General features: G+C 35.2%; 12 protein-coding genes. 2 read left to right on the plus strand and 10 right to left on the minus strand.

Translation table 11 applies throughout. The features are described 5' to 3' along the window. Both CLU83_RS10625 and lysA read left to right on the plus strand, forming a co-directional pair. Complete coding sequence (locus CLU83_RS10625; protein WP_100433703.1) at positions 1-1,455, plus strand: glutamate synthase subunit beta; 1,455 nt, start codon at positions 1-3, stop codon at positions 1,453-1,455. Positions 1,456-1,780: 325 nt separating this feature from the next. Then, on the plus strand, positions 1,781-3,004 hold the full coding sequence (gene lysA / locus CLU83_RS10630; protein WP_100431585.1) for a diaminopimelate decarboxylase: 1,224 nt from the start codon (positions 1,781-1,783) through the stop codon (positions 3,002-3,004). Positions 3,005-3,090: 86 nt separating this feature from the next. Here the strand turns inward: lysA and pafA are convergent, their stop codons facing one another. From pafA to CLU83_RS10680, 10 genes are all read right to left on the minus strand, one after another. Next, positions 3,091-4,707 carry an alkaline phosphatase PafA gene (gene pafA / locus CLU83_RS10635; RefSeq protein ID WP_100431586.1) on the minus strand — a complete coding sequence of 539 codons (1,617 nt, stop codon included), beginning with the start codon at positions 4,705-4,707 and terminating at the stop codon, positions 3,091-3,093. A gap of 386 nt (positions 4,708-5,093) precedes the next feature. Further along, the gene (locus CLU83_RS10640; protein ID WP_100431587.1) at positions 5,094-5,507 is read right to left on the minus strand and encodes a hypothetical protein; all 414 of its coding nucleotides are present in this window, start codon (positions 5,505-5,507) and stop codon (positions 5,094-5,096) included. A 37-nt stretch (positions 5,508-5,544) separates the two neighbouring features. Continuing rightward, entirely contained in the window at positions 5,545-6,489 is a 945-nt protein-coding gene (locus CLU83_RS10645; protein ID WP_100431588.1) for a nitronate monooxygenase family protein, read from the minus strand. Positions 6,490-6,503: 14 nt separating this feature from the next. Then, complete coding sequence (locus tag CLU83_RS10650; protein ID WP_100433704.1) at positions 6,504-8,117, minus strand: S8 family serine peptidase; 1,614 nt, start codon at positions 8,115-8,117, stop codon at positions 6,504-6,506. Positions 8,118-8,142: 25 nt separating this feature from the next. Next, complete coding sequence (mnmA, locus tag CLU83_RS10655) at positions 8,143-9,330, minus strand: tRNA 2-thiouridine(34) synthase MnmA (RefSeq protein WP_100431589.1); 1,188 nt, start codon at positions 9,328-9,330, stop codon at positions 8,143-8,145. 224 nt (positions 9,331-9,554) lie between these two features. Next, positions 9,555-10,271: a toxin-antitoxin system YwqK family antitoxin gene (locus CLU83_RS10660; RefSeq protein WP_100431590.1), complete on the minus strand. Its 717-nt coding sequence runs from the start codon at positions 10,269-10,271 to the stop codon at positions 9,555-9,557. Positions 10,272-10,443: 172 nt separating this feature from the next. Further along, entirely contained in the window at positions 10,444-12,339 is a 1,896-nt protein-coding gene (gene yidC, locus CLU83_RS10665) for a membrane protein insertase YidC (protein WP_100431591.1), read from the minus strand. Between the two features lie 111 nt (positions 12,340-12,450). Further along, on the minus strand, positions 12,451-14,064 hold the full coding sequence (locus tag CLU83_RS10670; RefSeq protein WP_100431592.1) for a CTP synthase: 1,614 nt from the start codon (positions 14,062-14,064) through the stop codon (positions 12,451-12,453). Between the two features lie 165 nt (positions 14,065-14,229). Beyond that, positions 14,230-14,460 (minus strand): DUF3820 family protein, encoded by a 231-nt coding sequence (locus CLU83_RS10675; protein ID WP_077377026.1) that lies wholly within the window; start codon positions 14,458-14,460, stop codon positions 14,230-14,232. Between the two features lie 67 nt (positions 14,461-14,527). Further along, positions 14,528-14,929 (minus strand): OsmC family protein, encoded by a 402-nt coding sequence (locus tag CLU83_RS10680; RefSeq protein WP_100431593.1) that lies wholly within the window; start codon positions 14,927-14,929, stop codon positions 14,528-14,530. Positions 14,930-15,015: the final 86 nt, after the last annotated feature.

Raw genomic sequence — 15,015 nt, forward strand, 5'->3', positions numbered from 1 at the left:
ATGGGTAAAATAGGAGGATTTAAAGAATATAATAGAGCCGACGAAAGTAACGTTGCTGTTCAAGAAAGAGTTACAAATTATAATGAATTTACAATTCCGTTAACAAAAGAAAAAATTAAAGAGCAAGGTTCCAGATGCATGGATTGCGGAATTCCTTTTTGCCACAGTTCCTGTCCATTAGGAAATTTAATTCCTGATTTTAACGACATGGTGCACCAAGAAGAATGGGAAAGTGCATTGCAGATTTTACAATCAACGAATAACTTTCCAGAATTTACAGGCCGTTTATGCCCTGCTCCATGTGAAAAATCATGTGTATTAGGTATAATCAAAGAACCTGTAGCTATCGAAAATATTGAAAAAAATATCATCGAAAGAGGTTTTGCTGAAGGATGGATCAAACCGCAAACTCCAGAAGTAAGAACTGGAAAAACTGTTGCTGTAATTGGATCTGGTCCAGCTGGATTGGCAGCTGCACAACAATTGAACCGCGCTGGTCATACTGTTACCGTTTTCGAAAGAGACAACGCAATTGGTGGTTTATTACGTTACGGAATACCAAATTTCAAATTAGAAAAAGGAATTATAGACAGACGTGTAAAAGTTTTAGAAGCTGAAGGAATTGTTTTCAAAACTAATGTAAACGTTGGTGTTAACTTTAGTGTTGAAGAATTAAACGCTTTTGATTCTATTGTATTATGCGGTGGAGCAACTGAAAAAAGAGGATTACCTACTAAAGGTGCAGATAGCAAAGGCGTTGTTCAAGCTATGGATTTCTTGACACAGCAAACCAAAGTTTTGTATGGAGAAAAAATCGAAGACCAAGTATTGGCAACTGGAAAAGATGTAATCGTTATTGGTGGTGGAGATACAGGATCTGACTGTGTTGGAACTTCAAACAGACACGGAGCAAAATCGGTGACTAATTTTGAAATCATGCCTAAACCTCCAGTAGGAAGAAGCGAAACCACCCCATGGCCATTTTGGCCGTTGCAGTTAAAAACATCTTCGTCTCACGAAGAAGGATGTGACAGAAACTGGTTAATTAATACTAAAGAATTCCTTGCTAATGAAAAAGGAGAACTAGTTGGATTAAAAACTGTTGAAGTTCAATGGAAATTAACTCCAGGACAAAGACCTGAATTAATCGAAAAAGAAGGTTCAGAGAAAATATGGCCTTGTGATTTGGCTTTATTAGCTTTAGGTTTTACTGGTCCAGAAAAAACATTAGCAGAGCAATTAGGTTTAGAAATTGATTTTAGAACCAATTATAAAGCTACCAATTACCAAACTAATGTTCCTCATATTTTCACCGCTGGTGATATGAGAAGAGGGCAATCCTTAATTGTATGGGCAATCTCAGAAGGACGTGAAGCAGCAAGAGAAGTTGATTTATATTTGATGGGTTATAGCAATTTACCAACAAAAGGTAATGGTGATTTACCAGCTTTATAATATTTGAAACAATAAATTAAAAAATCCCTTGATATCAACTTTTATCAAGGGATTTATTTTTTAGGCCAGATCAAAATTTCAATTCGTTAAAACTTTAATTATTTGACAAAAAAAATGTTAACGATTTATTCATTAAGCCTTTTAGAATCACCGTTCTTTAGGCATCTGATACAAATTTTGACAAAACCAAAAAAGTTAAAAAAATTCACAAACAAGAACTATTTGTTTAATATAAAACAATTTGTTATATTTTGTTAAATAGTATCAATTTGTTTGGTCGTAATATTAAAGAATAATAAATTTGTAAAAAATTAATAAAACAAAGATGCAAGCAAACGATTTACTACAATTAGCTGAACAATTTGGAAGTCCACTTTATGTGTATGATGCAGAGAAAATACAATCCCAGTACAATCGGTTAACAAAGGCTTTTTCTAAAATACCTAATTTACGCATCAATTATGCGATGAAAGCATTATCCAATGTTGCCATACTTCAGTTATTAAGAGATATGGGGTCAGGATTGGATACAGTTTCTATACAAGAAGTATTATTAGGATTACACGCTGGTTATGCGCCAGAAAAAATATTTTATACGCCAAACGGTGTTTCCTTAGAAGAAATTGAAGAAGTACACGCATTGGGTGTACAGATAAACATTGATAACTTATCGATATTAGAGCAATTCGGAGCAAAACACCCGCACGTACCAGTTTGCATCCGTATTAACCCTCACGTAATGGCAGGCGGAAACGCTAACATTTCCGTAGGACATATCGACAGTAAATTTGGTATTTCGGTACATCAGCTGCCACATTTAGTACGCATAGTTGAGAATACAAATATGAACATCGTGGGTATTCACATGCACACAGGTTCTGACATATTAGATATTGAAGTATTTTTATATGCAGCAGAAATTTTATTTGATGCAGCCAAAAACTTTAAAAACTTAGAATTTTTAGATTTTGGAAGCGGATTTAAAGTTCCTTACAAAAAAGACGATATTGCGACTGACATTGACGAATTAGGCAAAAAACTTTCAAAAAGATTCAATGCTTTCTGTGCGGAGTACGGAAAAGATTTAACTTTAATATTTGAGCCTGGAAAATTCTTGGTAAGTGAAGCTGGCTTCTTTTTAGCCAAAGTAAATGTCGTAAAACAAACTACTTCTACTGTATTTGCAGGTATCGACAGCGGTTTCAACCATTTAATCAGACCAATGCTTTATGGCTCACAGCACTTTATTGAAAACATATCGAATCCTAAAGGAAAAGAGCGTTTTTACTCGATAGTAGGATATATTTGCGAAACTGATACTTTTGCAACCAACAGAAGAATTTCAGAAATAAAAGAAGGAGATATTCTTTCTTTCCGCAATGCTGGAGCTTATTGCTTCTCAATGTCTTCTAATTACAATTCAAGATACAAACCAGCAGAGGTTTTATGGATGAATGGGCAAGGACATTTAATCAGAGCTCATGAAAAATTTGAAGACTTACTTCAAAATCAAATTCCGCTGCCTATAGAAGTGGCAGCAACTGTTTAATAAAACCAAAAAATCCCGTCTCGTTTTTTAAACCAGACGGGATTTTTTTAAAATCTTGAAATTGGATTACTACTGTAAAAAACAGTCTATTTTTTAACAAACAACTCTTCTAATACTTCAGATTCTGAACCGTTTGGAGTAGTAATTCTTAGCATTTTAGAAAGAGTCGGAGCTATTTCTGTAATATATTCTTTTTTATTTGATTCCCCATTTGGAACGTGCCAACCGTAAAAAAGCAACGGCACATTCGTATCATAACTGTTAGGCGTTCCGTGAGTAGTTCCTGTTTCTATGCTTTCCAAATATCCCGCTCCTTGAACAATAACCAAATCTCCGTTTTGCTTAGGGTCATAACCTTTAAAAATAAAATTTAAATAATAATCCTGGCCAGTCGCCCCCAAAATTTCTTCTTGCGTATATACTCTTTTTACATGATCTTGAGACATCAAAAAGTCTTTGAAGCTTTGCTTTACTTTTGCCAGTTCCAATCCTTTTTCCTTTACAAGATCTTTGTTTAAATAAACATTAAAATTAGAATAATTCAGCACTAAATTAACTCCAAAAGTGTCTGTCGAGAATTTACTCAAAGCATTATAAGTATCTTTTGAAGGCACGTTGGTAACATTATATTTATGATCTTTCAAATAAATTGGATTTTCGGCAACAGCATGATCAGCTGTCAGGAAAAGCAAATAATTATCTTTACCTACAGTTTTATCTAAATAGTCCAAAAACGCAGCAATAGTTAGATCTAAGCGCAAATAAGTATCTTGGATTTCCATAGATCTTGGTCCAAAAGTATGACCTACATAATCTGTTGATGAGAAGCTTACGGCTAGAAAATCAGTAATATTATCTTTTCCAAGTTCTTCTTTATCAATGGCTCTCATGGCTAATTCAGCCAAAAAATCATTTCCAAACGGAGTGGTTTTCAAAACTTCCATTCCAGATTCTTTGTAAATTTTATTCAAGTCATAAGGAAAAACAGGAGGCAAAGATTTATCCAGTCTCCCCTCATACGGATTATTATCAGGCAGACTTTCGTTATAGACATCAGCCGGCTTCAACAAACTCCATCCTTTATTGATGTATTTCATGTAATTTTTTTCAGCATTGAATTGAGTTACCCAATCCGGTATTTTATTACCATAAAAATCACTTGAAATAAACGCTCCCGATTTAGTGCACCAAAATGCCCAATTAGCAAAATGCCCTGCCGGTAAAATAGCCCCGCGATCCTTAATACTCAAACCAATAACTTTACCGCTGAAGTTTGTTGCCATTCTTAACTCATCAGTAATTGTGGTGCTCAAAAGATTTTTTGGAGACATTGCTCCTTCTTTTTCAGTACCCTCAACCAAAGTTTTAGCATTCGCATCATCGGTGCAATACATGCTTTTTCCAGCCGAACGAACATACCAGTCATTCCCAATAATTCCGTGAACAGCAGGCGTTGTCCCTGTATAGATAGAAGCATGCCCTGGCGCAGTATAGGTAGGCACGTAATTATAATTCATATTGTAAAAAGTAAAACCTTTACCCATCAGTCTTTTAAAGCCATTCTCTGAAAAATCATCAGAAAACCGATACAGATATTCCATTTTCATTTGATCGACAACAATGCCAACAACCAATTTAGGACGTTGCTGTGCCTGACTCTGGATAGAAAAAACACATACTAAAAATAAAACAAATTTTCTCATAGATACAATTTATATTAAAAACAAAAATACACTTTATCTTGTACAAATAGCTCAAAACAAAAAATACAAAGCAATAAAATAATCAATTCTTAACCATAAATTATTAAATTCTCAAAAATAATCCGGGCGTGACCGCATTAGAAAAAGAGGCCAGCATGTTTTGCAGTCATTCGGCCTCTTTCCCTAATGCGGTCGGGCTATTCGGGCTACTTTGGTAGCTTCCTGCTATCCCTCAAGCTTACGTAAATAAAGAAATTTCGTAAAACTAAACAAACACATTCAGCACTAAACTCGATATTGAAATTAAAGGAAAAACAAACTAACCAAGTAATACAGCAGCTCGATTTCAAAATCAAACCATCAGATTCAAACCGGAAAAGTTCTTTTTATTCGAAATTAACAATATTATAAGCCAGCACTCTATCAGCATATTTTACATACAGCTGTTGTCTGTTGTGCTGATTTTTTCGGGTAATGAACGAAAGCGTACAATCCTCACCACTATTGTCTTTACAGACAAAACCATAAACTAAATCCGTTTTATTTTCTTCAACAGGAGAATATTCAACAATTTCAAACAACTGAATTACCTCAGAGTAAATAGCGATCCTGTTTTTTTTGGTATCTAAATTGATTACTATATCCACTGGTTTCAATTCGCTCCAATCGCCAAATTTACCGTTAGCTCCTTTTACGGAAACACTTAAACCTGTAGTTTTGAATTTATACGCCTGACTAAATCCTTGGTTCAAACCAAAAAAAACAAACAGCAATACTAAAATATTTTTTAACTTAATCATTATCTAAAAATTTATAGAAAAACAAATATAAGACTTTTTAAAAATCAAACCGAACTACTTCCTGTTTTGCCTGTTCAAATTCGGCAATCATAGTATCTATTATTTCTTTTGCTGGCAATATGTCTTTAATCAGTCCGGCAATCTGGCCAATTTCCAGTTCTCCTTCTTCCAAATCACCTTCAAACATACCGCGCTTGGCTCTTGCTCTTCCTAATAAAGCCATTAATTCTTCTTTGCTAGGGCATTTATCATACAATTGCTGCACGTCTTTGTAAAATTTATTTTTGATTAAACGAACAGGCGCCAATTCTTTCAGCGTCAATTGTGTTCCTCCTTCTTGAAGCTCAATAATAGTCTGCTTAAATTTTTCATGTGAAGATGACTCTAATGAAGCAGCAAAACGGCTTCCAACCTGCACGCCATCTGCGCCAAGCGTCATTGCAGCAAGCATTCCTCTCCCTGTCGCAATCCCGCCAGCCGCTATCAGCGGAATCGAAATTTTATCTTTCACCATCGGAATTAAAGCCAAAGTTGTAGTTTCCTCTCTCCCGTTGTGTCCACCAGCTTCAAAGCCTTCGGCTACAACAGCATCTACGCCTGCATCCTGAGCTTTTAAAGCAAAAACAGAACTGCTGACTACATGAACAACAGTTATCCCTTTTTCTTTCAAAAATGAAGTCCAGGTTTTAGGATTTCCTGCCGATGTAAAAACAATTTTAACCTCTTCATCGACAATAATCTTCATTATCTCTTCGATATTAGGATACAACAACGGCACATTTACCCCAAAAGGCTTAGTTGTTGCTATTTTACATTTCTGAATATGTTCTCTCAATACTTCAGGATACATCGAACCAGCGCCAATAAGCCCTAATCCTCCTGCATTACTAACAGCACTGGCTAATTTGTAACCGCTGTTCCAAATCATTCCGCCTTGAATAATTGGATATTTAATATTGAAAAGACTTGTAATTTTGTTCATATATAAAATAAAAATTATTGCTTGATTAGTTTACCAGAAAACACATTACCTTCCCAATTTATAGTATAAATATACATCCCTATGTTTAATGTTTTTAATGAAATAGTAGGAAGTGATTTGGTAATTGTCTGTTCGAGCATTTTTTGACCCAGTACAGAATAAAGCCGAAAGACACCAGTATCAAAATTATCAGGTAAAGAAACGGTGCTTAAATTGCTGGTTGGATTGGGATATAGAAAAACATTTTTTTGAGAAAAATCTTTCAAAGCTAAACTGTTAGACAAAGCTAAACTGAAATCAGGAATTCCATATCCATATTGAGCATTTGGCACGGTATATTGATCTGCCGATTTTACAATCATTTCTTTAATTTCGGCATTTGTTTTATTGGGAAATGCCTGCCATAAACAAGCCACCATTCCAGCCATTATAGGACTCGAAAAAGAAGTTCCGTTTGCCGTCCCAATATTCCCCGCCGAATCGGATAAAACAACCGATTGACCTTGTGCCATAACATCTGGTTTTATTCTGCCATCAAATGAGGGACCGATTGAACTAAAACTAGTCACTGTCTTCGCAGAAGTTACCGCTCCCACCGTGAGTACGGAAATTCCATCTGCAGGAGCACCAATATGAGGATTTACAGTATCCCCTTCATTCCCAGCAGAAACTGTAACTATCATTCCGCGGGAAAAAGCAATTTCAGCACCGCGGGTAATATAAGCCGTTTTGCCATCCATCTCAGCATAGGTATGATTATAGGAAGCATTATCAAACTCAAAGTATCCTAAAGAGGTATTTATAACATCAACTCCCAAGCTATCCGCTTTCTCAGCCGCTTCAACCCAATAGGACTCTTCAACAGGGTTTTCAGAAGAATCATCTTCTGTTCTGAATAAATAATAAGAAGCGTCTGGCGCAGTTCCAATAAGCTCATTTTCTTTATATCCTCCCATGCAGGAAAGAACCATCGTGCCATGGGAATCTCCTGTATAAAAATCAGTATTCCTGCTTACAAAATCATAACCACCCAATATTTGATTATTGTCGCGGAGTCTTTGAAATGGCTGAGCCGTATTAACGCCTGGAAATCCAGCATCTAGAATTGCAATTATTTTTCCAGAACCCGTATAATTTTGTTGGTGCAGTACATTGCCATGAAGCATTTGGATTTGGTTTGCCGAACTGCCGTAAGCAAAACTAACTTGAGTTTCCAAAACCTTACTAACAGATTTTATTTTAGCAGTAGCGGCTATCCTTGCTGTTGAATTGAGCGTTTTATCAGCAAAATCAACTTTCTCAACAAAAGCAAATGATTTTAAGGAATTAATCACCGTTTGCGTACCTCTAACATGCAAAGCATTCAGCCATTTGGACTTCGCCATAACAGTAATGCCAGAAACAGATTTTATTTGACTGATGAAACTTTTATCGATAGGAATATCTTTAGAATCCAAAGCTATACCTTGTTTGGTATGTCTATCTAATGCTCTTTGAGAAAGCATCAGCAACGGATTATCAAAATAAGATTGTGAATTATTTTTGGTGTTAAAATATACCCAAGCATCTTCCTGAGAAAACCCAGAAAAACATGAAAAAAACAAAATAAAAAGTACTATTTTCTTCATGCTTTGCTGCAATTTTAAACTAAAATTAAGAAATAACCCCAGAACCAATTAATTCATCATTGTGATACCACGCAGCAAATTGCCCTTCGGTAATCGCAGACTGCGGTTCTTCAAATGAAATATACATGCCGTTTTCAAATTGATGCAAAATGGCTTTTTGCAAAGGCTGTCTGTAGCGAATGCGTGCCATTACATCCATCGTTTCTCCATTGGCCAAAGCCAAATCTTCACGAATCCAATGCACTTCTGATTTTTCAATAAACAAAGCTTTTTTGAATAATCCCGGATGCATACTTGATAAGCCAGTATAAATTGTATTGGTTTCAACATCGGTAGCAATAACAAAAAGCGGATCGGTTGTTCCTCCTACATTCAAGCCTTTTCTTTGTCCAACCGTAAAATAATGCGCTCCTTGATGTTTCCCCATAATTTTGCCCATTTTTGGGGTATAAGGTCTTTTCTTAGATGCAAAAAGTAATTGTTCCTCTAATGACAATCCATCCTGCACTTCATCTGAATATACTAAGTCATTTTTATCGATTTGAATAATAATTCCTTCCTTCGGTTGCAGTTTTTGCTGTAAAAATTCAGGCAAACGTACTTTTCCAATAAAGCATAAACCTTGAGAATCTTTCTTTTCGGCGGTAACAAGCTCCATTTCTGCCGCAATTTCACGCACTTCCGGCTTGGTCAATTCCCCAATAGGAAACAGCGCTTTAGCCAATTGTTCCTGTGATAATTGGCATAAAAAATAAGATTGGTCTTTATTATTATCAACTCCAGCAAGAAGTTGGTATACTTTTTCTCCATTCACTTCGATTTCCCCTTTTCGGCAATAATGTCCCGTAGCCACATAATCGGCACCAAGGCTTAAAGCGATTTTCATGAAAACATCAAATTTTATTTCGCGATTACAAAGTACGTCAGGATTTGGAGTTCTTCCTTTTTCGTATTCGCTGAACATATAGTCAACGATTTTTTCCTGATACTGTTCGCTTAAATCAACAGTTTGGAAAGGAATGCCTAATTTTTCAGCAACCAATAAAGCATCATTACTGTCTTCCAGCCAAGGACATTCATTAGAAATGGTTACCGAATCATCGTGCCAATTCTTCATGAAAAGTCCTATTACTTCATATCCCTGCTGCTGCAATAAATAAGCTGCAACACTCGAATCCACACCCCCAGAAAGACCAACAACTACACGTTTCATATACTGAATTATATTATTTCAAAAAAAAATGGAACTAAACCACATCATCTAATTGGCAAAACAGCCAGCTAAAAATTATGATTCTTCATTTTATAAAAATTAAATACTTTAATTTTTTTCAAAAGTACAAATAATATGCCTAGAATAATTACATCAGGATTAATGAAAACAATACCGCTATAAGTCAAACCAATATCAAATCAATCCAGCAGCAATTCACAAAATTAATCTGTTTTCACTTTGTCCCTTTTTAGCTGCGGTTTTTTAGGCTTATCCATATTTTCTTCACTATCCAATTTTCCATTTATAAAAAACTGCCACTTACCTATCTTTTTGCCATTTTTGAACTTCCCTTTTGCAATAACAAAATCATTTGGGTCTTTATAAACTGCCCCGCCTTCGTATTCGTCGTTTTTAAAAAAGCTGTTTTCCAAAACAATTCCCTTCTCAGAATATTTTTTATAAACACCTTCTTTTAATCCGTTTTTATAAATAGTTTCATCAACAATTTTACCGCTAGGATAATACACTGTTCGCGTACCATCCAGTTTTCCGTTTTTATAATTTTCCAAAGTCATAATTGTTTTTGAAGCCTTATGATAGTATTTCCATTGGCCTTCACGCAATTTATTTACTTCTTTTCCCTCACTCACAATATTTTTATTCTGATCATAAAAAACAGTATAGCAGGAATTATCCTTTGCATTGAAAGTTCTTGTCGCTATAATTGACTTTGCTTTTGTATCATCAAAAAAATTAAAGACACCCTTTTCTTTACCGTGTTCAAAAGTTCCTTCGTAGCGCTGTCTCCCCGATTCCTCATAAAATCCTTTCCAAACGCCGTGTTTCTTTCCATTTTCATCTACCGGATTGGAATCAGTTTGTGAAAACACAGCTTGGCAGCATAAAAAAAAGACTAAAATTCTAAAAATAGCTAACATATATTTCTAATTAAATTATCTAAAAAACAATACTATAACTTTAAAAAACCACTAATAGTATGGTCTTCTGTTTATTTCATAAAAGTACAAAACCAGGCATTATAAAATTATACTCTTCATAAAAAACAAAAAGCTCCTATTTTACTAGGAGCTTCTTCAATATTTTTCAAAATTATTTCTTTTTTGCTTTCTGAGCTTCTGCCTGTTCCATAGCTTCCTGCAGACGCTGCTGGAATTTACCTGGCTTTTTCGGCTCTTTTGCTTTATTTTCCTGTATTTGAGCATGGATTTTATCTGAATCTACAATATAATTCTTGATTACAAACATGATTCCAATAGTAATCAAGTTCGAAATAAAGTTATACAAACTCAAACCTGCACCATAACTGTTAAAGAAAATCAACATCATAATTGGCGAAATATAAATCATGTATTTCATCATTTTGGCCATATCCGGCATTCCCTCTTGTTGAGGAGCAGCCATTTGCTGGTCACCAGAAGTCATTTTCATATAAAAGAAAATTGCAATTGCCGCCAAAATTGGGAACAAACTGATATGGTCGCCATATAAAGGAACATGGAAAGGCAATTTATAAACCGAGTCAAATGAAGACAAATCATCTGCCCAAAGGAAACTTTTTTGTCTCAATTCAAAAGCCGACGGGAAAAACTGAAACGAGGCATACATAAACGGAATCTGAATCAGAGCCGGAATACATCCCGCCATAGGATTTACGCCTGCTTTAGAATACAATTTCATTGTTTCCTGCTGTTTTTTCATTGGGTCTTTTTTGTATTTCTCTCCCAATTCTGTAATGTCCGGACGCAATACTTTCATCTTCGCCTGAGACAGGAACGACTTATATGTAATAGGCGACATCGCAATTTTGATAAGAATCGTAAAAATGATAATCGCTATACCATAAGAAATACCTCCAGTTAAAAATCCGAATAACGGAATAAAAATAAACTTATTAATCCAGCCAAAAATACCCCAGCCTAGCGGAATAATTTTCTCCAAATGTTTATCATATGATTTCAGCGTTTGATAATCTGAAGGTCCAAAATACCAATTCATTTTATAATCCACCTCTCCATTAGTAAAGGCTAATGGCATGTTGGCATTAAATTGTTTTACAAAAATAGTATCCACTTTTTCGTCAACTACCAATTTATTTGACTTTAAATCTGCCTTTGCAAAGGGAGTGTTAGTCAATAAGATCGAAGAGAAAAAATGCTGTTTAAAAGCTACATAACTTACTTTCTCTAGTGACTCTTCTTTATTGTTTCCATCATTAACATTACTGAATTTTTCATCACCATGCTCATAATTCAAAAGAGTATAGCGATTTTCGTATGAGATACTTTTCTCTGTTCTAAACGTTTTCATGTTCCACTGCAAATCCATTGGTTTTGCTGTATTCAAAACTTTATTCAAACCTTGGGAACGAACATCAAAACCAACCATATAATCGTTTGGTTTCAAAATGTATTTGTATTCCAAAAACTCATTAGCTCCAGCTTTCAATTTCATCGAAAGAATCTGATCAGCGCCAACTTTAGTCAGCGTAGGTTCAAAATACAGATCTTTTGTATTTAAGACTCTATTGTCATTTGTCTGCAGCTGAATGTTCAAATCGGCATTATTGTCTTTAATCAAAGAAACCAACTGCCCGGATTTTTTTTTGAATTTTTCAAAATTCTTCAAAGTAGCTTCAACTATGTAACCGCCTTTGTTTGCAATTTTTAATAATACATAATCATTTTCGATTGTTGTAATATCATTTTTTGCAGAAGGCAGAGTCGCTGAATAAGCAAAACCTCCCAGTGTTTTTTGCAATTGTGCCAATTGTGTAGAATCTCCAGCAACAACAGCTGCTGTAGGGGCAACAATTTGTTTAGCCGAAACAGCCTTCGCTTGAGCTTCTTTTGCAACCAATTCTTTTTTAGCCTTTTCTGCAGCAAGTTGCGCCTCCGAAGGTTTGTTTTGGTACATCATCCAAAAGAATATACCAACGATTAATAACATACCTATAATCGAGTTAAGGTCTAATTTTTTTTCTTCCATTTTTATTTATTGTTGTTTTTTGTCTTCCTAAATTTGATGAATTAGAAACTGATTCCGTTAGTCATCAAAACATCTTTAATGTTACATTTTGACAAAAATCATTCTTAACTCTTATTTCTTTTTTCCCTTAACAGCAGCAGCTACAAAACTCACAAAAACAGGATGTGGGTTTGCAACCGTACTTTTATATTCCGGATGGTACTGCACGCCGATAAAGAAAGGATGATCCGCTAATTCAACAATCTCTACAAGACCTGTATCTGGATTTACACCCGAAGAAATCAATCCCGCCTTTTGCAGCTGATCCACATATTGACTGTTGTATTCGTAACGGTGACGGTGACGCTCTGAAATAGACGTTTTACCGTAGATTTTGTATGCTAATGAATCTGGTGCGATATCACATTTCCAAGCTCCAAGACGCATTGTTCCTCCTTTGTCTGTAACGTTTTTTTGATCTTCCATCAAATTCACTACAGGGTTTTTGGTCTTATCGTTCATTTCGGTAGAATTCGCATCAGCCAATCCTAATATATTTCTGGAATATTCGATAATAGCCATCTGCATACCCAAACAGATTCCAAAAAACGGAACTTTATTTTCTCTTGCATAACGGATAGTTTCGATTTTTCCTTCGATTCCTCTTTCTCCAAAACCTGGAGCAACAAGGATTGCATCTAAACCTCCTAATTTCTCAGTAATGTTCTCTGAATCTATAAATTCTGAATGAATCGAAATAACATTTACTTTGGTTTCATTCGCAGCACCTGCATGAATGAAAGCCTCCAGAATTGATTTGTAACAATCCTGCATTTCGACATACTTTCCAATCAAACCAATATTTACGGTATGTTTTGGAAATTTCAGTCTGCGTAAAAAAGTATTCCAGTTTTTTAAATCCGGAGCTGCTTTTTTAGGCAGATCCAATTTTTTCAAAGCAACAACATCCAGTCCTTCTTCCAGCATTAAATTTGGCACTTCATAAATTGTAGAAGCATCAATAGACTGAATAACTGCTTCTCTTTTTACATTACAGAATAATGCTAATTTGTTGCGGATTTCATCCGAAATTTCATGTTCCGTTCTGCAAACTAAAATATCTGCTTTGATACCGCTTTCCATCAAAGTTTTAACAGAATGCTGTGTTGGCTTCGTTTTTAATTCTCCGGCTGCGGCCAAATAAGGAACCAAAGTTAAATGAATAACGATTGCATTATTTTCGCCTAAATCCCAAACCAACTGACGAACCGATTCGATGTAAGGCAAAGATTCTATATCCCCGACAGTCCCGCCGATTTCGGTAATAACAATATCAAAATCGCCTGATTTGCCAAGCAGCTGCATTCTTTCCTTAATCTCGTTAGTGATATGAGGCACAACCTGAACCGTTTTACCTAAGAATTCTCCTCGGCGTTCTTTTTCAATTACCGAAAGATAAATTCTTCCTGTAGTTACATTATTCGCTTGAGAAGTAGGCACATTCAGGAAACGCTCGTAATGACCTAAATCTAAATCTGTTTCTGCACCATCATCCGTTACATAGCATTCTCCGTGTTCATAAGGATTTAAGGTTCCCGGATCTACATTGATATATGGATCAAATTTTTGGATTGTTGTCCTATATCCTCTTGCCTGTAACAATTTTGCCAAAGATGCCGCTATAATTCCTTTTCCTAAAGAAGAAGTCACACCACCTGTAACAAAAATATATTTCGTTTGATTCATCTGTTGTTGTTTGTATTGTAGTTGTGTAAAAAACGTGGCAAAAGTACAAATTTAATTGGAATACTAGAGCGTTCCAATATTAGATTTTTAGACTTGCATGATTATTGGCTAATTAGCAAACAACTTTAATTTAACTATCAAAATTCCAATAAATTAACATTCTAATTAAGGTTTTGGGTACTTCTTTTTTATGTTCCGAATTAATTCTTCGAGTCCGTTGAGTTTTAACTCATAAATTAATTTAAGCTGTTCGCCCAGTTCTCCTTTTGGAAAACCTTTATTGCTGTACCAAACAATGTAATACTCCGGAATATCGATAAGAAACCAGCCTTCGTATTTGCCAAAGGGCATTTTTGTGTGGGCTAATTTTATGAGTTGTTTTTGGTTTTGATCCATATTAAAAGTAAAAGAAGCCCAAATAAAGAGCTCCTTTCAGTGAAATTATTAATTACTTCTAAGTTTTTTACTTCCAATTAAAACTAATCCTTTTCTCAATATCCTCATTCAAACTCAGAAAAACAGGACAAGTCATAGCAGCTCTTTCCAGAATCGTTTTATTCTTTTGTTCGGTAACACCGACCATTTCAAATACAATTTCGATAGCACCGATTCGCCTTGGTTCGGCATTCATGATTTTGGTAACTGCTGCAGTTGAACCTTTAAAATCAACATTCATATCTCTTGCTTTGATTCCCATAATCGTCATCATGCAGGTAGCCAAAGCATTGGCAACAGAATCGGTTGGAGAGAAAGCCTCACCTTTTCCGTTATTATCAACAGGAGCGTCGGACAAGATTTCACTGCCCGATTGTATGTGTATGGAAGAAGTTCTTAAATCTCCTAAATAAGTTACTTTTGAAGTCATTTTTTTAAATTATGAGTTATGAATTATAAGTTATGAGCTTTGGAATATCAGTAATTTTCTAAAATCAGAATCTGCTTTCTAATTTC

The sequence above is a fragment of the Flavobacterium sp. 1 genome, from assembly GCF_002797935.1.
Classification (GTDB): domain Bacteria; phylum Bacteroidota; class Bacteroidia; order Flavobacteriales; family Flavobacteriaceae; genus Flavobacterium.

What these genes read in the sequence shown, in the direction of transcription:
- pafA (WP_100431586.1), bottom strand. Translation starts at nt 4,707, where the DNA reads ATGAGAAAATTTGTTTTATTTTTAGTATGTGTTTTTTCTATCCAGAGT.
- CLU83_RS10660 (WP_100431590.1), bottom strand. Translation starts at nt 10,271, where the DNA reads ATGTTAGCTATTTTTAGAATTTTAGTCTTTTTTTTATGCTGCCAAGCT.
- CLU83_RS10680 (WP_100431593.1), bottom strand. Translation starts at nt 14,929, where the DNA reads ATGACTTCAAAAGTAACTTATTTAGGAGATTTAAGAACTTCTTCCATA.
- CLU83_RS10675 (WP_077377026.1), bottom strand. Translation starts at nt 14,460, where the DNA reads ATGGATCAAAACCAAAAACAACTCATAAAATTAGCCCACACAAAAATG.
- CLU83_RS10650 (WP_100433704.1), bottom strand. Translation starts at nt 8,117, where the DNA reads ATGAAGAAAATAGTACTTTTTATTTTGTTTTTTTCATGTTTTTCTGGG.
- lysA (WP_100431585.1), top strand. Translation starts at nt 1,781, where the DNA reads ATGCAAGCAAACGATTTACTACAATTAGCTGAACAATTTGGAAGTCCA.
- CLU83_RS10640 (WP_100431587.1), bottom strand. Translation starts at nt 5,507, where the DNA reads ATGATTAAGTTAAAAAATATTTTAGTATTGCTGTTTGTTTTTTTTGGT.
- CLU83_RS10625 (WP_100433703.1), top strand. Translation starts at nt 1, where the DNA reads ATGGGTAAAATAGGAGGATTTAAAGAATATAATAGAGCCGACGAAAGT.
- yidC (WP_100431591.1), bottom strand. Translation starts at nt 12,339, where the DNA reads ATGGAAGAAAAAAAATTAGACCTTAACTCGATTATAGGTATGTTATTA.
- CLU83_RS10645 (WP_100431588.1), bottom strand. Translation starts at nt 6,489, where the DNA reads ATGAACAAAATTACAAGTCTTTTCAATATTAAATATCCAATTATTCAA.
- CLU83_RS10670 (WP_100431592.1), bottom strand. Translation starts at nt 14,064, where the DNA reads ATGAATCAAACGAAATATATTTTTGTTACAGGTGGTGTGACTTCTTCT.
- mnmA (WP_100431589.1), bottom strand. Translation starts at nt 9,330, where the DNA reads ATGAAACGTGTAGTTGTTGGTCTTTCTGGGGGTGTGGATTCGAGTGTT.